This is a genomic window from Pseudarthrobacter oxydans (assembly GCF_030812335.1).
Lineage (GTDB): Bacteria > Actinomycetota > Actinomycetes > Actinomycetales > Micrococcaceae > Arthrobacter > Arthrobacter oxydans_B.
Map to the genome: position 1 here is coordinate 1 of NZ_JAUSSN010000008.1, position 20,939 is coordinate 20,939.

Genomic DNA, 20,939 nt, shown 5'->3' on the forward strand with positions numbered 1-20,939 from the left:
GCACCCGGGAGGGTGTGGGAGAGTAGGTCACCGCCGGAACATCATTAAACGGTCGAGAGCCCCAACCACACGGTTGGGGCTCTCCCGCATTTAACGCCTCTTTCGCTCCCGGAGCATCGCCGTCATGGTGCTCCAGCCCGGACCCACGCCGGCCAGCCGCTCTCCGGCCAGGACGTGAGGGAGTGACGGGCCGCGGGTAGAGTTGTTGCCCATGGACAACCTCTTCAGCCACGCAGCCCCTGACGCCGCCGAGACACCGGAGCCGGCAGCGGCCGACGGGCTGGAGCCCGTCGTGTACACCGTTATTGTCCCGGGGGCAGTGGCGCGCGCCTTTGTTGGATTCACCGAACACACGCACCTCTGGTGGCCCCTTGAGGAGCACAGCGTCTTCGGTGCCGGGTCCTATGTTGAATTCGAAGAGAATCTGGTCCTGGAAACCGCGGACGACGGCAGGACCGCCATCTGGGGCTCCATTGATGACTGGCAGCCCCCGCTGTCCTTCCACGCCAGCTGGCACCCCGGTACCTCTGCCGTCTGGTCCACGGAGCTGCGCGTCGCGTTCCGGGCTGTGGAGGGCGGGACCGAGCTCCGCCTCGTGCACAGCGGGTGGGAAGGCGCCGAGGGCCCAGCCGCAACTCGGGCCGAGTATTTCGCCGGCTGGCCGGGGGTACTGGACCGCTTCGTGCGGTTCATGGGCGGCGCCGGCGCCTAAGGTTTCAGGCCCGTGAGGTTGCCGCGCCGGCAACGCAGTTCAGCGCCCAGTCTTCGCCGTCATCCGGACGGGACCGGCTACTGCCCTACCTCGCCCGCGGGGATTTCCGTGGCAGTCCGCCAAAGAGCCTAGCCAGTGCGAGGGGGAAGGCGGCGACAGCGGCGAAGTGGCGGAGCAGACTGTAAGGAGCAAACAGTGCGCTGCCACCGACCAGGGCCGCCGGCGCCGCGACGAACGCAGTTACCCGGCGCGGGTCACCTCGCAACGCCGACCGGACAGCCGCGCCCAGAGCACAGTTCCAACCCATCCCTCTCGACGTCCGGTGGTGCGTTCCTGGCTCATTGAATTCCCCCTGATGGTCACCGGACGAACCTGAACATGACCCTGTGTGATGTGCGGTCGTTCAGGGTCATGACGAACGTTCTAATGGAGCGGAGCCGTGTCCACCGGCGGAACGGCCGTGCTGGAGCGGATTACAAAGCGCGTGGGGAACTCGGTGTCGGCCGCCTCGGTGTCCCCGGCGCCGTCGAGCCCGGCCAGCAGGCGGCGGACAGCCAGCGCGCCCTGGCCGCGGGCGTCCTGGTCAATCGTCGTGAGTCCAAACACCCCACCGAGTTCGTGGCCGTCGATGCCGATCACGGACAGGTCGTCCGGTACCCGCAGCCCGAAGTCGCGGGCGGCGAGGATGGTGCCGATCGCCATTTCATCGGACGCCGCGAAGACGGCGGTCGGCCGCTCCACTGAGCCGCCGAGCAGTTGCCGGGCGCTGGCGTAGGCGCCCTGGATGGTGAAGTCGGCGGAGACCTGCCATTCCGGGCGGATCGCCAGCCCGGCGTCTTTCATGGCCTTCTTGAACCCGGCCTGGCGGGTGCCCGGCAGGCGGAAGTCCTGCTCGTAGGCCGCGTCACCGGTCATGTGGGCGATCTTGCTGTGGCCGAGCTGGATCAGATGGCGGGCCGCGGCCCGGGCAATGCCAGAATCGTCGATGCGGATGGTCGAAGCCCCGGGCAGCGGGCCGCCGATCCCGACGATGGGCCGGTGGATCGCGAGCAGCTGCTGGATCTCGGCTTCGCTGAGCTCCAGCGACACGGCAATCACCGCATCCACCCGCTTGCGCAGCAGGAAGTCGTTCAGCACGCTGTGCCGGCGTTCCTGCCCCTCGCTGACGTTGTAGAGCGTGAGGTCATAGCCCGCGTCCAGCAGGGTGGCCGAGACGCCCTCCACAACCGAGGAAAAGAACCAGCGGTGCACGGACGGAACCACAACGCCCACGTTGTGGTTCCGTCCGGAGGCCAGGCTGGACGCATGGTACGAGAGGACGAAGCCGAGTTCGGCTGCGGCATTCTGGGCGCGTTCCCGGCTGCGGGCCGAGACATTTCCCTTGCCGCTCAAGGCCCGCGAAACGGTGGCTATGGAGAGGCCAGCCCGCTCAGCGACGTCCTTGATGCCGGGCATTCTTAGCTCTCCGCGTCCTCGATGTAGATTTCCAGCCAAACAGTTTCCCCTGAGCCTAACCGATGCCCCGGACCGGCCGGATCAGATGACGAGGGACCGTCCCCGGCGGAGGCCTGGGAGCTGCGCAGCAGCACCCGTCCGGCGGGGAGTTCGACAGTCTCATGTCCGACGTTGAGCAGTACCAGGGTGGTGCCGTTCAGGTACGCGAGGCAGCTGTCCGTGCACCACTGCTCCGCCCAGGCCAGGGAACCCTGGCCGAGTCCCAGTTCGCGCCGGGCGGCCAGCATGCGCCGGTAGAGGTTGAGGTGCGACGACGGCGACGCGGCCTGGGCGTCACGCGCCAGATCCGTGAAGCTTGCCGGCTGGGGAAGCCACGGGGCGGCCCCGTCGCCGAATCCTGCGTGGAGTTCGGCGGCGCGCCACGGCAGGGGCACGCGGCAGCCGTCGCGGCCCAGGCGTTCGCCTCCGGTGCGCCCGAACGTGGGGTCCTGCCGCTGGCTGTCCGGGATGTCGATCCCGTCGGGCAGGCCGAGCTCTTCGCCCTGGTAGAGATACGCGCCGCCGGGCAGCCCAAGCATGAACATGGACGCGGCCGCGGCCCGGGAGCGGCCGAGGGCCTCGTCCGGCTGGGGATCGAAGGCGCCGATCCCGTCGCCGTCGCGCGGCGCGCGGCCGTCGTAGCCGAACCGGGTGGCGTGCCGGACGACGTCGTGGTTGGAGAGCACCCAGGTGCTGGGAGCCCCGACGGAGTCGAGCGCGGTCAGGGATTCGGTGATGACACCGCGCATGCGGTGGACGTCCAGGCCGGTGTGCAGGTACGGGAAGTTGAAGGCCTGGTGCATTTCATCCGGCCGGACCCAGTCGGCCAGGCGGGGGAGCGGGTCCACGTTCGCTTCGGCGCACAGGATACGGTCCGGGCCGTACTCGGCGAGGATCCGCCGCCATTTGCGGTAGATGTCGTGCAGCGCGGGCTGACCGAACATCGGAGCGTCATGGCCGGGGTAGCCGTCGCAGCTGTTCCCGTCGGCCCGGCCGCCCCATTCCGGCAGCCCCGGGGCCTTGACCAGGGCATGGGCAACGTCCACCCGGAAGCCCGAAACGCCGCGGTCCAGCCAGAAACGCAGGACCTGCTCGAATTCCTCGTGCACGGCATCGTTGTCCCAGTTGAAGTCCGGCTGGGAAGTGTCAAAGAGGTGCAGATACCACTGGCCCGGGGTGCCGTCCGGATCGGCGATCCGGGTCCAGGCCGGGCCGCCGAAGTGGGACTCCCAGTTGTTCGGCGGCTCCTCGCCGTACTGCCCGCGGCCGTCGCGGAAGATGAACATGTCCCGCTCCGGGCTGCCTGCGGGCGCGGCCAGCGCAGCCTGGAACGCGGCGTGCTGGTCCGAGCAGTGGTTCGGTACCAGGTCCACGATCATTCGCAGGCCCAGCCGCGTGGCCTCGGCCATCATGGCGTCAAAGTCGCCCAGCGTGCCGAACAGGGGATCCACATCGCAGTAATCGCTGACGTCGTAGCCGGCGTCGCGCTGCGGGGAACGGTAGAACGGGGAGAGCCAGACGGCGTCGATGTCCAGTTCCGCCAGCTTCGGCAGCTCGGCGGTGATGCCGGCGAGGTCGCCGACGCCGTCCCCGTTCAGGTCCCTGAACGAGCGCGGGTACACCTGGTAGATGACGGCGGAGCGCCACCAGCCAGGGAGATGATTTGCGGGGTGCACCGGCGTCAGGGGGCCGGTCAGGGCCCCGGCCAGGTCGGCGGGGGCGGCGAGTGCTGAGTCAACGGACATGCGGGTAATCGTAAGGCCGAATCAGGCAGATTGAAAACGCTTCCAGCCAGAATCCTGTTGGGCCTTCTCTGCCAGCGTGTGGACTTTATCCGTTCGGCTTATCCTGCCGGCCCGCTGAAGTGCGGCGATATTGCACCCCACAGTTTTCCCGCCACGAGTGGGACCCCGCCTGTTACCAGTCAGTAATGTGACTTTTCAATGTCACATCACCCTGCACGTTGGAAGCGCTTGCAACTGTGAGCCGCATCACCGACAATGCCGCCGCCCCTCCCCGGAGTTTTGCCCCCCAAATCAGTGCAGGTCACCTGCCGACAGGCAGATCGGGCGCGTGACCTCGCCGATGGGCAGATCGGGCGCGTGACCTCGCCGATGGGCAGATCGGGGCGCGTGAACCTCGCCGATGGGCAGGTCAGGGCGGATGGCGCGGCCCCGGGCGCCCTGATCTGCACCCGCGGCGCCGCGGCCGCTGTCTGAGTGCTGCCCGGCACGGCGCTGCCCGGTGCCGCGCCACTATCAAGGCCACTATCGACACCCCCATCCCGCGCTCCCGGGTCCGCGCCTTAGACTGAAGGCCGGATTCGACGAACTGGAGACCGCATGAGCATCATCGACGAGCTCACCTCTGCCCTGGGACCGGCCAAAGTCGCCCTGGACGCCCCCACCCTGACTGCCTATGCCGTGGACCAGGCGCCGGTGCTGGACTACCAGCTGCCGCAGGCCGTGGTCCGGGCCGAATCCATCGAAGACGTCCAGGCCACCGTCCGCGCCTGCGCCGCCCGCGGCGTTCCGCTGGTGGCCCGCGGCGCCGGGACCGGTGTCTCGGGCGGTGCGCACGCGAGCAAGGACTGCGTCGTGCTGAGCCTGGAACGGATGAACCGCATCCTGGACCTCAACGCCGATGACGAAACGGCCGTCGTCGAACCCGGGGTCATCAACGCGGACCTCAACGCGGCCGCCGCAGTCCACGGACTCATGTACGCCCCCGACCCGGCCAGTTTCAACCAGTCCACGATCGGCGGCAACGTGGCCACGAACGCCGGCGGCCTGCGCTGCGCCAAGTACGGGGTGACCCGCGACTCCGTGCTGGCGCTCGACGTCGTCCTGGCGGACGGCTCGCTCATCCACACCGGCCATCAGACCTTCAAGGGCGTCGCCGGCTACGACCTCACCGGGCTCTTCGTCGGCTCCGAGGGGACCCTGGGGATCGTCGTCGGCATCACCGTCCGGCTCAAGTACCTCCCGCAGGACGTGCACACGATCGCCGCCTTCTACCCGGACTTCCGCAGCGCCGCGGCAGGTGTCCTTGCCGTAGGCAGGGCGCGCGTGCAGCCGGCCATCATGGAACTGCTTGACAGCGGCACCCTGGCCCAGCTCGATGCGCTCCACGGCTCGGACCTCGCCGCCCGGGGACAGTCCCTGCTGCTGATCCAGACCGACGGCTTCGGCGCAGCGGCGGAGGCGGCCGCGATCCGTCCCGTCCTCGCGGCCGGCGGCGCGGTCGTGACCATGGAAGCCAGCGCGGAGGCGGAGCGGCTGGTGGAGCTGCGGCGCAACAGCCGCGGAGTGGAGGTCGACGACGAATACCGGGTGGGCGAGGACGTCGCCGTCCCGCGTTCCCGGCTCGTCGACTACGTCGCCGAGCTGGAGGCCATGGCGGCGGCGTACGGGGTCAGGCTCAAGGTGGTGGCGCACGCCGGCGACGGGAACCTGCACCCGACGTTCTGGGTGGACCGGGTGGACAGCGCTGTCGGAGCCGATGCCATGGGGCGGCTGGGCGGGGCCCTGGACAAATCCATCACCGTGGCGCTGGCGATGGGCGGCACCATCACGGGGGAGCACGGGATCGGCCAGTTCAAGCTGCGCTGGCTCGGGCTGGAACAGAAGGAACCCGTGCGCGAACTGCAGCGCCGGATCAAGGAGCTGTTCGACCCGGCCGGCATCCTGAACCCCGGCAAGGCGATTTAGCGCGGCCGTGCTACGACCGGCCCCCAACTGACTCGCAGCAAAGGCCGTTTTGAGGGCTCAGAACGGCCCCTGCTGCGAGTCATTTGGGTGTGCACTCAGTCGTCGGAGTCCGGGTACTCCTCGATGGACTCGTCGGCGCCGTAGCGGGATTCCTCCGTTTCCACCTCCAGGATCTTCAGGAGCCCGGTGTCAGGGTTCAGCATGATGGCCGCCTCGTCCCGGCGGTGGCGCAGCTCGGAGTCGATGTAGGACTGCACGGCTTCGGCCAGCGGAATGTGCCGGTTCTCCTTCTCGGACATGTACCAGCGGTGCTCCAGGATCTCGTGCACGGCCTCCGCAGGCTCCAGCTTCCCGGACAGGTCGCGGGGGATGGAACGGACAATCGGTTCGAATATCTGGCTGACCCACAGGTGGGCGCTGTATTCCTCGTCCATCCCGGGGTTGTTGTCCGCGCGGAAGGAGTCCATGTCATTCAGGAGCCGGCGGGCCTGGTTTTCCTGGGCGTCCAGGCCGGTCAGGCGCAGCAGCCGGCGCTGGTGGTGGCCGGCGTCGACCACCTTGGGCTGCAGCTGGATCGTCGAACCGTTCTGTGTGGTCTTGATCGCGTATTCCTCGACGTCGAAGCCGAGCTCGTTGAGCTTCCGGATGCGGGCCGCCACCCGCCAGCGCTCACCGATCTCGAAGGATTCCTTCTCCGTCAGCTCGGTCCAGAGGCGCCGGTAGCTGTCCATGATGAGTTCGCTCGTGGCCACGGGGTCCACTTTTTCCTCGATCAGGCCGCCGTCGAGCAGGTCCATGAGTTCACCGGCGATATTGACCCGGGCGATTTCCAGATCGTATTCGCGCTGGCCCGTGGACAGGTCCGGGTACAGCTCGCCGGTCTCCGCGTCCACAAGGTATGCGGCGAACGCGCCGGCGTCGCGGCGGAACAGCGTGTTGGAAAGAGAGACGTCGCCCCAGTAGAACCCGATCAGGTGCAGGCGCACCATGAGCAGGGCCTGCGCGTCGATCAGGCGCGTGAGGGTGTCCTTGCGCAGCATCTGCGAAAAGAGGGCGCGGTACGGCATGGAGAACTTCAGGTGCCGGGTGACCAGCACGGGGTTCAACGGCCGGCCGTCAGGCGTCGTGCGGCCGGTGATCACGGCGACCGGTTCCACGCAGGGCACGTCCAGCCGGGCGAGCTTGCGGAGCATGTGGTACTCGTGGCGGGCCACGTGTTCCGAGGTTTCCTTGATGGCGATGACGGAGCCGCCAAGGTGGGCGAAGCGCACGATGTGGCGGGAGATGCCGCGGGGGAGCGCGGCGAGGTATTCCGCCGGCCAGTCCTCCAGCGCGATGTGCCACGGCAGGTCCAGCAGCTCCGGGTCGGTGGCGGCGGCGGTGATGCTCAGCGAGCTCGAGGCCACGGACCCCTTGCTGTCATTGGCGCTGGCGGCTTCGAACCGGGGCAGCTTGCCGATCTGACCGTAGTCGGTGGGTTCGTCGTGCCACTGGGCACTGTTTTCCTCGGTGATGTGGTTGTCCTCGGTCATGAGCCAATTCTTCCGTACTAAGGGCGCCGGCCCTAACGAAAGGGTGCTGCCTGGCAGTTAAAGCCCGACGGCGGCCCTCCAGTGGGAGGACCGCCGTCAGTCGTGCTGGGGGCTTAAGCGCCCAGGCGCAGGCCGGTCTTGGTGTCGAACAGGTGCACGTGGCCCGACTGCGGGCGGACCCAGATGGATTCACCCTTCATCGGGGGGCGGCGGCCGTCGACGCGGGCCACGATGTCGTGGCTCTGGCCGTCCAGCGTGGTGTGGCCGTAGACGTAGGCGTCGGCGCCGAGTTCCTCGACGACGTCGACCTCAACCTGGAGGCCCTCACCCTGGGCGACCTGCTCGAGGTCCTCCGGGCGGGAGCCGAGCGTGACGGTCTGGCCGTGGGCTTCTTCGAGGACGTTGCGCGGTACCGGGTAAACGGTGCCGCCGAACTGCACGCCGCCGTCGACGACGGGAAGTTCCAGGAGGTTCATCGCGGGGGAGCCGATGAAGCCGGCCACGAAGACGTTCTTGGGCTTGTCGTACAGGTTGCGCGGGGTGTCGACCTGCATCAGCAGGCCGTCCTTCAGCACGGCGACGCGGTCGCCCATGGTCATGGCCTCGACCTGGTCGTGGGTCACGTAGACCGTGGTGACACCCAGGCGGCGGGTCAGGGACGCGATCTGCGTACGGGTCTGCACGCGGAGCTTCGCATCAAGGTTGGACAGCGGCTCATCCATAAGGAAGACCTGCGGGTTACGCACGATCGCGCGGCCCATGGCGACACGCTGGCGCTGGCCGCCGGAGAGTGCCTTCGGCTTGCGGTCCAGGTACGGCTCGAGGTCCAGGAGCTTGGCAGCTTCACGGACGCGCTCGGCGCGCTCTTCCTTGCTGACGCCGGCGATCTTCAGGGCGAAGCCCATGTTGTCCGCGACCGTCATATGCGGGTAGAGGGCGTAGTTCTGGAAGACCATGGCGATGTCGCGGTCCTTCGGGGGGACATCGGTGACATCGCGGTCGCCAATCAGAATCCGGCCGGCGTTGACGTCCTCAAGACCTGCGAGCATGCGCAGGGAGGTCGACTTGCCACAGCCGGAGGGTCCAACGAGGACCAGGAATTCGCCATCGGCGATTTCAATGTTGAGCTTGTCAACAGCGGGCTTATCCGTGCCCGGGTACAGACGTGTTGCGTTATCAAAAGTAACTGTAGCCACAGTTATCAATCCCTTCACCGGCAGGTACGTGCCGGACGATCCGTAGTGAATGGTCTTATTATTCAGTTGTTAATTCAGTTGTCAGCACCTGGTCGTGCGTCTACTCCCCGGCCGAAGCCGAGGAGTATCCAATGACGCCGCACGGTACTTGTGCGCCACATCACAACCAGAGTATGTCATTTTTTTGTTAAAAGGACCAAAATGTTGCGGATGTCACACGTGATCCGGCTTACCCGGGGTCCGCTATGCGGTAGGGTCCGGCAGTCCGAGGGCGCGTCTCCGTTCCCGCAGCAGGGCCTCTAGCAGCTCGGATAGGTGCGCCGGGGCTTCGATCCGGAACTGGGCCTGGGTGAAGTCCAGGCCGACCTTCACTCCGAGATCCCCGGGGAGCAGGCGAGCCAGGGCGTCCTCGTCGGTGGTGTCATCGCCCGCGAAGACCGTGGCCGTAGCGCCACTGGCCTGGCGCAGGAACGCGATGCCTTCCCCCTTGGAGGAGTGGACCACGGAGGTCTCCAGCACCCGGTTGCCGTTCTTCAGGTATACCCCGGGCCGGTCCTGCAGGACGGCGCGGGCAGCGGCGACGGCGTCCTCGGCCACGTCGTCCGCGGCCAGCCGGGTGTGCAGGACGACGCCGGCCGGCTTGTCCTCCAGCAGGGTCCCCGGGGCCACCTCCACGATGCCCTCCAGCTCGCGCCGGACCTCGGCGAGCAGTTCCCGGCGGGCGTCATCGAGTTCCAGTTTCGAGGACCCCGGTCCCATCCAGACTTCGGCGCCGTGGCTGCCGATCAGCAGCGTCTTCTCCGGGGGGAAGGCGACCGCCCGCAGGCTGTCCAGGGCACGACCCGAGATGAGCGCCGTCGTCGTCCGCGGCAGTTCCGTGAGAGCGGCGAAGGCTGCTGCCGAGCGGGGCAGCGCCCGGGCATCTCCGGCATGGTCCACCAGGGGTGCCATCGTGCCGTCGAAATCCATGGCGACCAGCAGATGCTCGGTGGCGGCGATGCGACGCAGGGCCTCCAGCAGGTCCGGGGCGAGCGAGAGCGGGGTCTGTCCCGGGGAAAGCTCAGGAGTCATCGCGGATCACCTTTTCTTCGAGTGTGCTCAGGAAGTCGGAGGACCAGAGATCGACGTCGTGGTCCAGGATCTGCTTGCGCATCGAGCGCATGCGGCGTGCGGCCTCCGCGGGCTGCATGTTGACGGCCTTCATGATGGTGTCCTTCAGGCCGTCGATGTCGTGCGGGTTCATCAGCAGGGCCTGCTTGAGCTGGTCCGCGGCTCCGGCGAACTCGCTCAGCACCAGCGCGCCGTCATTGTTGGTCCGGGCCGTGACATATTCCTTGGCCACGAGATTCATCCCGTCTCGCAAAGCGGTCACGAGCATAACGTCCGCCGCCAGGTAGAGCGCCACCATCTCCTCGATCGGGTAGCTGTGGTGCAGGTAGCGCACCGCTGTGTTCTGCATGGTGTCGTAGGTGCCGTTGATGTGGCCGACCGTGCCCTCTACTTCCTCGCGCAGCAGGCGGTAATGCTCCACCCGTTCCCGGCTGGGACTGGCGACCTGGATCAGGGTTGCGTCCTCGACCGACACTTTGCCGTCCGCCAGGAGTTCTTCGTAGGCCTTGAGTCGATGCCGGATGCCCTTGGTGTAGTCGAGCCGGTCGACGCCGAGCAGGATGGTCTTCGGGCTACCGAGATCCCGGCGGATCTGCCGGGATCGTTCGACGATCTCCGGGTTCCGTGCCAGCTCGCTGATCTGCTTGACGTCGATGGAGATGGGGAAGGCCTGGGCGCGGGCGATATGGGTGGTCTTCCCGTCAGCCCCCTTCACGTGGATCTGCTGCTGCTTGACGCTGGCGCCGAGGAAGCGGCGGGCGGAGCGCATGAAGTTCCCGGCGTCGCTGGGGCGCTGGAAGCCGACCAGATCGGCGCCGAGCAGTCCGTCGATGATGGCGCGGCGCCACGGCAGCTGGGCGAAGATCTCCGGCGGCGGGAAGGGGATGTGGTTGAAGAACCCGATTTTCAGGTCCGGACGCGCCTCGCGCAGCATCTTCGGGACGAGCTGGAGCTGGTAGTCCTGCACCCAGACGGTGGCGCCGGGGTTGGCGTGGTGGATGACGGCGTCCGCGAACCGGCGGTTGACCTTGCGGTAGGAGTCCCACCAGGTCCGGTGGAACTCCGGCGGGGCGATCACGTCGTGGTAAAGCGGCCAGAGGGTGGAGTTGGAGAAACCCTCATAGAAGAATTCGATGTCGTGCGTGCTCAGCTGGACGGGAACGAGGTCGATGCCGCCGTGGCTGAAAGGCTGGACATGCTCATCCGGGGCGCCGTGCCAGCCGACCCAGGCTCCGTCGGTCTTGGTCATCATGGGGGCCAGCGCGGTGACCAGGCCGCCGGGGGAACGGCGCCAGCCGTCCTCGCATCCGGGCTCATCGGGGGAGCAGCGGTCGACCGGCAGGCGGTTGGAAACCACCATGAAGTCATACTGCGCGTCCGAGGCAGTGTCGCTGGTGCCGGGTGCGCTGGTGCCGTGCGCGTCTGTGCCGTGCGCGTCCGCGCCGTTGGATTCTGGATCCGATTCGGCGTGTTTGGTTGCCTGCATTGGTGCTCCCTGGGATTCGCTCGTGGCTCCCATCCACCCTAGCCCGGCGGAATCTTCTGTGCTATTCGTCCGCTGGGAGGCGGGGAGGAAGGTTGAAAGCGCAAGTTCCCAGATTTCTCCCCTAAAATGATGAATTGCCACCCAGTGGATATCACCGGCCGATCGACCCGAGGAACTAATGAGCCCCGCAAACGAACCCCGTCAGTCCAAAACAGAGCGAACTGCCGCGGCCCGCGAGAAAGCCCGTGAAATCCGCGAGGCGCAGGTGAAGAAGGACAAGCGCAACAAGCTGCTCATCGGCTGGGGCATCGTTGCCGCCGTCGTGGCCATCATTGTGGTCGTGGCGCTGGTCGTCACCTCGAACATTCAGAAGAACGCCCCGATTGCGGACGAGGGACCCACCCCGGCCAACGGCAACGTTTACGGCGGCGTCACGCTGCTGGCCAACTCCGAGGTCGCGAAGACCGAGCCTGCGACCGTCCGGGTCGCCGACATTCCCGCTCCGGCGGAAACCCCGCCGGCAGTCGTGACCGCGCCCGGCGCCGAGGCTGAGGCCGGCAAGCCGGTCAAGGTGATCCTCTACATCGACTTCATTTGCCCGGTGTGCAAGAACTTTGAGACCCAGTACAACGAGACCCTCACGAACCTTCGCAACGAAGGCAAGATCACCGTGGAGTACCGCCCGCTGGGCTTCCTGGACACCCGCTCCACGACGAACTACTCCTCCCGCGCGGCCAACGCCGCAGCCTGCGTTGTGAACGAATCGCCGGAGAAGTACGCGGACTTCGTCAATGCGCTGTTTGAGCAGCAGCCCGCTGAAGGCGGCGCCGGCATCTCGGATTCGGATCTGAAGAAGATGGCCACCGACGTCGGGGCCAAGAGCATCGAAACGTGCGTGGACGAGAAAACCTACCGCCCGTGGGTGAAGTACACGACCCAGCAGGCAGCGTCCATCGGTGTCACCGGCACGCCCACCGTGTTCGTTGAGGGCCAGCAGTGGGGCAAGGGCGAGAGCGCCCAGACCCCGTTCGAGGAGTTCCTCCAGGCCGCCATCGACGCCAAGCAGTAGGCGGCAGGACCTGGCAGCAACTGCAGGCCCGGTTCCGGATTCTTCCGGAGCCGGGCCTGTTTTTATCACCGGGCATCCGTGGGCTAACCTTATCTAGCGCCATGGCGCCAGGCCCCCTCATCGCGGCCCGGTGCCCCGGGCGCACAGGAATGCCTCCTTAGCTCAGTTGGCCAGAGCACCGCTCTTGTAAAGCGGGGGTCGTCGGTTCGAATCCGACAGGGGGCCCAAGAAGAACCGCGCCGTTACCGGGAACTGTCCCGGTGGCGGCGCGGTTTTCTTTTGTCCTTAATAAAAGGGCTTCCCTCGTTGCGCCTGCCCACCTTATGTCCAGCTCTTGACCTCTTCACCGGCGGGACTGCCGTGGGAAACAGCGCGCATCACGTCTTGGGTGGTTCCAGCCATCCACCGCACAGGTGGGGTCCACGGACGTGGATCCCCGATGGGGCGCCGGGGGACGTTAGGCCCTAGCCGACGGAAACCGCACGGCGGAGTCTGGGCCTATGACTGAATCAAACCCGGACAAGACGCCGGACATCAAGGCCACCCAGCTACAGGAACAGCCGACGGCGGTGCTGCGCGAAACCGTCCCGATGAAGGGGCTGCGCGAGTTCTTCGGCCGCGCGTACAGCTCGGTGATGAGTGCGGCGGAACAACAGCACGTCCAGCTGGCCGGACCGCCGTTCGCGTTGTACCGCGGGATGCCGACCGACGTCGTCGACGTCGAAGCCGGGTTTCCGGTCGCGGCGCCGTTTCCCGGCGGCGGCGACAGCGGTGTGACCGCGGGTTCCCTGCCCGCCGGCCGGGCCTTTGAAGCGATGCACATCGGCCCTTACGAGACCCTCCCCGAAACGTACGGGGCGATCATGGAAAAGATGCAGGCCGAAGGCCTGACGCCGGGCACCGCGATGTGGGAGTACTACCTCAGCGACCCGGCGGCGGAGCCGGACCCGGCAACCTGGAAGACGCTCATCATCTGGCCCATCGCCTGAGCGCACAGCCAGTCGTGCAGGCTGCCGGCGCCGGCCCTTGGGGGCAGCCGAGGCGCGCGTCGTTGTGCCCCGCCCGTCCCAATCGGAAGGCGGGCGACGCAAAGTGTCTGATTCGGCACACTATTCTTCAACTGCGTGCATAATGTCCTAAACTGCTTCACTGAAGTGCCTGAAATGGCGCGGCGCAGCAACGAAAGTGAACCCCCAAATGGCTACCGATTACGACGCACCACGCAAGACAGAAGAAGAGTCTCCCGCGGAGTCGCTGGAGGCACTTCAGGCGTCCCGCAGTGGGGGCGCCCAGACTGCCGTCATCGACGTCGACGAGAACGACACGGCTGAAGGCATCGACCTTCCCGGCGCTGATCTTTCCGGCGAAGAACTGACCGTCGTTGTTGTTCCCGAGCAGTCCGATGAATTCACCTGCTCCTCCTGCTTCCTGGTCCGTCACCGGTCCCAGGTGGCCAAGGAAAAGAACGGCCTGAAGTACTGCCGCGACTGCGAAGGCTAGGGGACCTTCCACCGCGCACCACCACTTCACAACGTTCCAGCAAGGCACCGCGAAGCGCCGGATTCCGAAAGGGACCGGCGCTTCGCCGTTGCCAGGAATTTCCCGGGCACAGGACGACGGCGGCGCAACCGTCCCGTAACCCGGCGCGGCGCAGCCTAACGGTTCGACGCAGATCCGGCCGGCCCCTCGATTCGGCCCGGAAACGCTCCTATTCTGGAGCTATCTCATCATTCGAGGAGGCGGCCCAAATGAAGAAGTTCCGGGTGTGGCTGGTAGCGATCCTGATGGCTGTTGGTTCGGGGCTCGTGGCCCCCGGCCCCGCGGCGGCGACACCCTACTGCGGACTGGTGTGGGGGTCGCTGATGAAGACCGACGCGGCGATGAGCCAGGCCCAGGTGACGAATGTCCGCACGGGGCAGCACTACTGTTTCGACCGGCTGGTCCTCGACCTCAACGGCCCCGTCGCCGGCTACACAGTCCGCTACGTTCCGCAGGTAACACAGGACGGTTCGGGATTCCCTGTCCCGCTGCGCGGCCAGGCGTTCCTCCAGGTCACGGCCAACGCCCCGGCCTATGACGAGAACGGTAACGCCACCTACAAGCCGGCCGAACCGAAAGAACTGAGCAACGTCAGCGGTTACCAGACCTTCCGGCAGGTGGCATGGGCCGGCAGCTATGAGGGCTATTCAAGCCTCGGCCTCGGAGTCCGGGCCCGGCTGCCGTTCCGCGTGTTTACCCTGGACGGACCGGCCGCGGGCTCACGGCTCGTGGTCGACGTCGCGCATTTCTGGTGAGTCCGTCCGGGCAGCCGCCGTCGTCCAGGGGTGCCCGCCGTGGTTAGTAAGCCAACTTAGTAAGCTGACCGAGAAATTCCTCCGGGACCGTCGCGGTCCCGTTGCGCCCTGCGGTAGCGTCGAAGGTATCGGACCTAGCGATACCGGACGCAACGGTATCGCACCTACTCAGGAGGACGCATGAAAGCTTCACCGACCCTCACGACGAACCTGCAGGCGGTGCTTGTTGACCTGATAGAACTTCACGTTCAGGGCAAGCAGGCGCACTGGAACATCGTCGGAACGAACTTCCGGGACCTCCACCTGCAGCTGGACGAGATCATCGACGCTGCCCGTGAGTTCGCGGATGACCTGGCGGAGCGCATGCGCGCTCTTCACGCCCTTCCGGACGGCCGCAGTTCCACGGTGTCCAAGTCCACCGCGCTCGCCGAGTTCCCCAGCGGCCTGATCAACACCAAGGACGCCATTGAGCGGATCGTCGCAGCCCTTGAGGCCGCCGTCGGCACCATGCGTAAAGTCCACGACGAAGTCGACGAAGAGGACCCCACCACGGCGGACCTGCTGCACGGGTTCATCGCCAAGTTCGAGCAGTATGCCTGGATGGTCAATGCGGAGACGATGCGGGCCAACTCCAGCGTCACCACGGCGGACAGCAAGTAGCGTTCCCCGGCAGATCCCAGCGCCCGGCCCCGGTTCCCACCGGCGCCGGGCGCTGGGCGTTTAAGCGGCGCCGCCTGCCGGCCAAGGAGCGTTCCGGTCCGCTGGCTATTTGGCGGTCGGCACCTTCCTGAGGACGACGGCGGCGAGCACCGATGCCCCGGCCATGAGCACGAGCGCAATCGTGGCCGTGATGTGGACGCCTGAATCGAACGCGGTCCGGGCGGCGGTCATCACGGCCTCCGCCAGCGGTCCCGGGAGGGCCTGCGCCAGTTCCACGGCCCCGGCGAGCGTCTCGCCCGCCTGGGCTGACGCCTCAGCCGGTGCGGCGTCCTCGACGCCGGCGGGAAGCAGCAGATTGCCCTGGTAGGAAGCCGTCAGGATGGAGCCGAGGATGGCCGTGCCCAGCAGGGAACCGATTTCGTAGCCGGTCTCGGAAATTGCGGCCGCCGCCCCGGACTTCTCCGCCGGGGCGGCACCGAGGATCAGGTCGTTGGAGATGGTCTCCGCGGCGCCGACGCCGAGGCACAGCACCAGCAGGGCCGCCAGCAGCAGCGCCGGGCCGTTGCCGTGGTCGCCGAAGGCCACAAGGAAGTAGCCGCCGGCGCTCAGGAGCAGCCCGCCCGCGACCACAAAACCAGGGCGGACCTTCTTCACCAGCGGCACCACCAGCAGGCCGGCCAGGACGGTCGCGATCAGTGCGGGGACCATGGCGATGCCGGATTCCGAGGGGGACTGCCCCTCGATCAGCTGCAGGTGCTGGGCCAGGAACAGGATGAAGCCGTTGAAGGAGAACAGTGCCAGCACGTTGGCGATGATGGCGGTGCTGAAGACCCGGTTGCCGAAGAGGCTGAGGTCCAGCAGGGGAGCGGTCCGGTTTGCTGCCCGCGCGCTGTCCGGTGCCGCGGAGTCCTGCAGGCGGCTGCCCGGGGAGCGGACTGCCTGCGAGAGGCCGGATGCCAGGAGCCGCTGCCGCCTGATGAAGACGTACCCCATCAGCAGGCCGAAGCCGATGGCGGCCAGCGGTTCCAGTGCCGGGCCGTGTGTGGCCAGGATCTTGATGCCGTAGACGACCGGCACCATGACCAGTAGGGACAAGACGATGCTGGGTACGTCCACCCGGCCCGGGTTCGGGTCGCGGGATTCCGGGATCAGGGCCGGGCCCAGGACCAGCAGCGGCAGGATGATCGGCACGGCCACCAGAAGCACCGCGCCCCACCAGAAGTGCTCCACCAGCCAGCCGCCGAAGATCGGGCCCAGCGCGGCACCGCCGGAGAAACCGGCGGCCCAGATGGCCACGGCCAGCCGGCGCCGGTTGGGCTCGGGGAAGATGTTGCGGATCAGGGACAGCGTGGAGGGCATCAGCATGGCGCCGAAGAACCCCAGCCCGGCACGGCCGGCGATCAGCCACTCGGCGCTGGGGGCAAAGGCCGTGACCGCCGAGACGGCGGCGAAGCCGGTGCTGCCGATGAAAAGCAGCCGGCGGCGGCCGATCCTGTCGCCGAGGCTGCCCATCGCCACGAGGAGACCGGCGAGGACCAGGGGATAGGCATCGACAATCCAGAGCAGTTCCACGCCCGAGGCATCGAGGCTGCGCGCGATGGCCGGCAGCGCGAACGTCAGGGCCGTGTTGTCGACGGCCACGAGCAGCACGGGAAACATCAGCAGTGCCAGCGCCAGCCAGTCGCGCCACGGCGCGCGGGGCGCTGTGTTCGACGTTCCGGCGGCGAGGTTGCCGCCGGTTCCGGTGCTGCTGCGGGTGATCGATGTGTTGCTCATGATGATAACTATACCGTCTGGACGGTACAGTTAAGAAACCGACCGTTAAGACCCGTCCTCGCCGCGGGGCATGATTGGAACCATGGCAAGAAAACCCGTCGCCCGCGAAGCCGTCCTTGACGCCTTCGAATCCCTGCTCATCGAAGAGGGTGAACGTGCCGCGACGCTGGATGCCGTCGCCCGGCTGGCCGGCGTCTCCAAGGGCGGGCTGCTCTACCACTTCCCCAATAAGGAGTCGATGATTGCCGTCCTGCTGGAGCGGCTGGACCGGCTGCTCGCCGAGGACCTCGCCGCCATGGCCGCTGCGCCGGAAGGCGCCGCGGCGTTTTTCATCAAGTCCTCGGTGTGGGCGGACACACCGCTGGACCGGGTCTTCGTGGCCGCCACGCGGCTGGCTGAAGTGGCCCACCAGGAAACCCTGCGCCGGATGGCCGCGGTCCAGGCCAGCTGGCTGGAACTGCTGGCGGCCGACGTCGGGCCCGCCATGGCCAAGCCGGTCCTGTACATGGGCGACGGGCTGTACTTCAACGCCATGCTGGCCCGCGGCCCGGGCGGGTCGCTCCCGGAGGTCGGCCCCGACGTCGAAAGCCTGCTCACTGCCCTCGAGCGGCTCCGCGGGTAAGCCGGCTGAACCCGAGGCGGCGGTGCTGGCGCGTCACTAGTTTGCGGACGCGGGCCGGGCATAGGACAATAGGGGCTGTGACTGTTGTCACGCAAATTTAATATGCCTTTGATCTGCGGCGGGAGAGTTCTGCAAGTAGGTACAAGCAGGCGCCGTAGGAGCAAACCCTCCCCAGGAATCTCTCAGGCCCACGTACCGCCGCGGCAAGGCAACTCTGGAAAGTAGCAGGCTGTCTTTTGACATGCTGTGCTCACCGACGGTGCAAGCGGAGCCATGCGAGAGCACGGCTGCGCGGAAACTCTCAGGTCCAATACAGAGCGGGGAGGAACCCGAATCAATGTGGCGTACCCTGCGCCGCCTTAGTTATGGAGTTCCTTGTGACTGTTACCTCAGCCTCCACGTCCTTCGTTGACCGGCATATCGGCGCCCGCCGCCAGGCCGACGTCGACGCCATGCTGAAGGCTGTCGGCTACGACACCGTCGATGCGCTGGTGGACACGGCCGTCCCGAAGGACATCCGGCAGGACTCCGCGCTGGCCCTCGGCCAGGCGCTCAGCGAAGTAGAGGTCCTCACCGAGCTGCGCAAGCTCGCCGCGAAGAACAAAACCGCCGTCCAGATGATCGGGCAGGGCTACTACGACACCCTCACTCCGCCCGTCATCCGCCGCAACATCCTCGAAGCCCCGGCCTGGTACACGGCCTACACCCCGTACCAGCCGGAAATCTCCCAGGGCCGGCTCGAGGCGCTGCTGAACTTCCAGACCATGGTCCAGGACCTCGTCGGCCTGCCCATCGCCAACGCCTCGCTGCTGGACGAAGCCACTGCCGTCGCCGAGGCCGTGCTGATGATGCGCCGGGCCAACAAGAACAAGACGGCGCACGACGGCAAGACCGTCCTCGACGCCGACTGCCTGCCGCAGACCATCGCGATCGTCAGGGGCCGCGCCGAGGCGCTCGGCTTCGAGGTCGAGGTCGCCGATCTTTCCAAGGGACTGCCCGAGGGCGTCATCAACGGCGTTGTCCTGCAGCAGCCCGGCGCCTCCGGCCGCGTGTTTGACCACACGGCCGTGATCGCCGACGCCAAGGAACGCGGCGCCCTCGTCACGGTCGCCGCGGACCTCCTGTCACTGACCCTCATCACCCCTCCCGGTGAGCAGGGCGCCGACATCGCCGTCGGCTCCGCGCAGCGTTTCGGCGTCCCGCTGTTCTTCGGCGGCCCGCACGCCGCCTACATGGCGGTCCAGAAGGGCCTCGAGCGGTCCATGCCCGGCCGTCTCGTCGGCGTCTCCAAGGACAACGCCGGCGTCCCGGCCTACCGCCTGGCCCTCCAGACCCGCGAGCAGCACATCCGCCGCGAGAAGGCCACCTCCAACATCTGCACCGCGCAGGCCCTGCTGGCGATCGTGTCCTCCTTCTACGCCGTCTACCACGGCCCGGACGGCCTGAAGGCCATCGCCGAGACCACGCACGGCCACGCCAGGACCATCGCCGCCTCGCTGAAGGCCGCCGGCCTGGACGTGCTGCACACCAGTTTCTTCGACACCGTGACCGTCTCGGTCCCCGGCAAGGCCGCGGAGTTCATCGCCGCCGCCGAGGCCAAGGGCATCAACCTGCGCGGCATCGACGCTGACACCGTCGGCATCTCCGCCGATGAGGCGACGACGGCGGCCATCGTCGCCGACGTCGTCGCCGCGTTCGGCGCCGCTGTGGTGGATTCAGTGGATGCCTTCGCGCTGGATGCCGCCGTCGAGCGCACCTCGGACTTCCTGCAGCACCCGGTGTTCAACACGCACCGCTCCGAGACCCAGCTGCTGCGCTACATCCGCCGCCTCTCGGACCGCGACCTGGCCCTGGACCGCACCATGATCCCGCTGGGTTCGTGCACGATGAAGCTGAACGCCACGGCCGAAATGGAAGCCATCTCCTGGCCGGAGTTCGCCTCCATCCACCCCTTCGCCCCGGAATCCCAGACCGCCGGCTGGCGCGAACTGATTGAGGACCTCGAGTCCCAGCTGACCGAGATCACCGGCTACGACCAGGTCTCCATCCAGCCCAATGCCGGGTCGCAGGGCGAGCTCGCCGGCCTGCTGGCCATCCGCGGCTACCACCGTTCCCGCGGTGATGCCCAGCGCAATGTCTGCCTGATCCCGGCCTCCGCGCACGGCACCAACGCCGCCTCGGCGGTGCTGGCCGGGATGAAAGTTGTCGTTGTGGCCACCGCCGCCAACGGCACGATCGACCACGCCGACCTGCAGGCCAAGATCGAGATGCACAAGGACGCGCTGTCCGCGATCATGATCACCTACCCCTCCACCCACGGGGTGTTCGACGCCGACGTCCGCGAGGTCTGCGACGCCATCCACGCCGCCGGCGGCCAGGTCTACATCGACGGCGCCAACCTCAACGCCCTCGTCGGGCTGGCCCAGCCGGGCCTGTTCGGCGGCGACGTCTCGCACCTGAACCTGCACAAGACCTTCTGCATCCCGCACGGCGGCGGCGGCCCCGGCGTCGGCCCGGTCGCGGCCAAGGCGCACCTGGCACCGTTCATGCCGGGGAACGCCGCCGATCCGGCCAACGGCGAAAGCGGGACCCCGATCTCCGCATCGCGCTACGGCTCGGCCGGCGTGCTGCCGATCTCCTGGGCCTACGTGAAGCTCATGGGCGGCCAGGGCCTCACCGAGGCCACCAAGTCAGCCCTGCTCGCCGCCAACTACATCGCGGCCCGCCTGAACGACTTCTTCCCGGTGCTCTACACCGGCGAAGGCGGACTCGTGGCCCACGAGTGCATCCTGGACCTGCGCGAACTCACGGCCAAGACCGGCGTGACCGCCGAGGACGTCGCCAAGCGCCTGATCGACTACGGCTTCCACGCCCCCACCCTGGCGTTCCCGGTGGCCGGCACCCTGATGGTCGAGCCCACCGAGTCCGAGGACATCGGCGAGATTGACCGCTTCATCACGGCCATGATCTCCATCCGCGCCGAGATCGACCAGGTGGCGCACGGCGACTTCACCGTCGAGCACAGCCCGCTGCGCAACTCCCCGCACACCGCCGCAGCCGTCATCAGCAGCGACTGGGCCCGCGAGTACCCGCGTGAGCAGGCCGTTTTTCCGGTCCACACGCTCAAGCAGGACAAGTACTTCCCGCCGGTCGGCCGGATCGACGGCGCCGCCGGGGACCGCAACCTGATCTGTTCCTGCCCACCCCTCGAAGCCTTCGAAGAAGACACAGCAGTCCACTCCGATGACTCCGCCAACTCCGACTCTCACAACTAGGGA

16 protein-coding genes, 1 tRNA gene and 2 riboswitches are annotated in these 20,939 nt (G+C 67.3%); of the genes, 10 read left to right on the top strand and 7 right to left on the bottom strand.

The window, feature by feature from the left end:
- Positions 1–211: 211 nt before the first annotated feature.
- The gene (locus J2W14_RS13810) at positions 212–712 is read left to right on the top strand and encodes an SRPBCC domain-containing protein (protein ID WP_307463445.1); all 501 of its coding nucleotides are present in this window, start codon (positions 212–214) and stop codon (positions 710–712) included.
- A gap of 423 nt (positions 713–1,135) precedes the next feature.
- Here the strand turns inward: J2W14_RS13810 and J2W14_RS13815 are convergent, their stop codons facing one another.
- Both J2W14_RS13815 and J2W14_RS13820 read right to left on the bottom strand, forming a co-directional pair.
- Entirely contained in the window at positions 1,136–2,167 is a 1,032-nt protein-coding gene (locus J2W14_RS13815) for a LacI family DNA-binding transcriptional regulator (protein ID WP_307463447.1), read from the bottom strand.
- Between the two features lie 2 nt (positions 2,168–2,169).
- Positions 2,170–3,951, bottom strand: a complete 1,782-nt coding sequence (locus tag J2W14_RS13820) for a glycoside hydrolase family 13 protein (protein ID WP_307463450.1) — start codon at positions 3,949–3,951, stop codon at positions 2,170–2,172.
- Between the two features lie 597 nt (positions 3,952–4,548).
- Here J2W14_RS13820 and J2W14_RS13825 point away from each other — a divergent pair.
- Positions 4,549–5,916, top strand: coding sequence for an FAD-binding oxidoreductase (locus J2W14_RS13825; RefSeq protein WP_307463452.1), 1,368 nt, complete (start codon positions 4,549–4,551; stop codon positions 5,914–5,916).
- A gap of 95 nt (positions 5,917–6,011) precedes the next feature.
- Here the strand turns inward: J2W14_RS13825 and J2W14_RS13830 are convergent, their stop codons facing one another.
- From J2W14_RS13830 to J2W14_RS13845, 4 genes are all read right to left on the bottom strand, one after another.
- Positions 6,012–7,430, bottom strand: a complete 1,419-nt coding sequence (locus J2W14_RS13830) for a DUF4032 domain-containing protein (protein WP_307463947.1) — start codon at positions 7,428–7,430, stop codon at positions 6,012–6,014.
- Positions 7,431–7,561: 131 nt separating this feature from the next.
- Entirely contained in the window at positions 7,562–8,644 is a 1,083-nt protein-coding gene (locus J2W14_RS13835) for an ABC transporter ATP-binding protein (protein ID WP_307463453.1), read from the bottom strand.
- A 243-nt stretch (positions 8,645–8,887) separates the two neighbouring features.
- Positions 8,888–9,715, bottom strand: a complete 828-nt coding sequence (gene otsB, locus J2W14_RS13840) for a trehalose-phosphatase (RefSeq protein ID WP_307463456.1) — start codon at positions 9,713–9,715, stop codon at positions 8,888–8,890.
- A complete protein-coding gene (locus tag J2W14_RS13845) occupies positions 9,705–11,240 on the bottom strand; it encodes an alpha,alpha-trehalose-phosphate synthase (UDP-forming) (RefSeq protein WP_370871299.1) in 1,536 nt (511 codons plus the stop codon). The genes otsB and J2W14_RS13845 overlap by 11 nt, the downstream gene beginning before the upstream one ends.
- A 178-nt stretch (positions 11,241–11,418) precedes the next feature.
- Here J2W14_RS13845 and J2W14_RS13850 point away from each other — a divergent pair, with 178 nt between their 5' ends.
- The 6 genes from J2W14_RS13850 (at position 11,419) to J2W14_RS13875 (ending at position 15,263) form a co-directional block, all read left to right on the top strand.
- Positions 11,419–12,309, top strand: coding sequence for a DsbA family protein (locus J2W14_RS13850; protein WP_307463459.1), 891 nt, complete (start codon positions 11,419–11,421; stop codon positions 12,307–12,309).
- A 151-nt stretch (positions 12,310–12,460) separates the two neighbouring features.
- Positions 12,461–12,534: transfer RNA gene (locus tag J2W14_RS13855), tRNA-Thr, on the top strand.
- A 275-nt stretch (positions 12,535–12,809) separates the two neighbouring features.
- The gene (locus J2W14_RS13860) at positions 12,810–13,298 is read left to right on the top strand and encodes a GyrI-like domain-containing protein (protein ID WP_307463463.1); all 489 of its coding nucleotides are present in this window, start codon (positions 12,810–12,812) and stop codon (positions 13,296–13,298) included.
- A gap of 208 nt (positions 13,299–13,506) precedes the next feature.
- Entirely contained in the window at positions 13,507–13,809 is a 303-nt protein-coding gene (locus tag J2W14_RS13865; protein WP_307463465.1) for a DUF4193 domain-containing protein, read from the top strand.
- Between the two features lie 248 nt (positions 13,810–14,057).
- Complete coding sequence (locus J2W14_RS13870) at positions 14,058–14,603, top strand: AMIN-like domain-containing (lipo)protein (protein ID WP_307463467.1); 546 nt, start codon at positions 14,058–14,060, stop codon at positions 14,601–14,603.
- Positions 14,604–14,783: 180 nt separating this feature from the next.
- Positions 14,784–15,263: a Dps family protein gene (locus J2W14_RS13875; protein WP_307463470.1), complete on the top strand. Its 480-nt coding sequence runs from the start codon at positions 14,784–14,786 to the stop codon at positions 15,261–15,263.
- 105 nt (positions 15,264–15,368) lie between these two features.
- On the opposite strand, the gene J2W14_RS13880 is transcribed toward J2W14_RS13875, so the two are convergent.
- Entirely contained in the window at positions 15,369–16,922 is a 1,554-nt protein-coding gene (locus J2W14_RS13880; protein ID WP_370871311.1) for an MFS transporter, read from the bottom strand.
- A 199-nt stretch (positions 16,923–17,121) separates the two neighbouring features.
- Between J2W14_RS13880 and J2W14_RS13885 the strand changes: the two genes are divergently transcribed.
- Both J2W14_RS13885 and gcvP read left to right on the top strand, forming a co-directional pair.
- Complete coding sequence (locus J2W14_RS13885) at positions 17,122–17,661, top strand: TetR/AcrR family transcriptional regulator (protein WP_307463474.1); 540 nt, start codon at positions 17,122–17,124, stop codon at positions 17,659–17,661.
- A gap of 109 nt (positions 17,662–17,770) precedes the next feature.
- Positions 17,771–17,869: riboswitch (glycine riboswitch) on the top strand.
- A 1-nt stretch (position 17,870) separates the two neighbouring features.
- Positions 17,871–17,987: riboswitch (glycine riboswitch) on the top strand.
- A 39-nt stretch (positions 17,988–18,026) separates the two neighbouring features.
- Complete coding sequence (gene gcvP, locus J2W14_RS13890) at positions 18,027–20,936, top strand: aminomethyl-transferring glycine dehydrogenase (protein WP_370871300.1); 2,910 nt, start codon at positions 18,027–18,029, stop codon at positions 20,934–20,936.
- Positions 20,937–20,939: the final 3 nt, after the last annotated feature.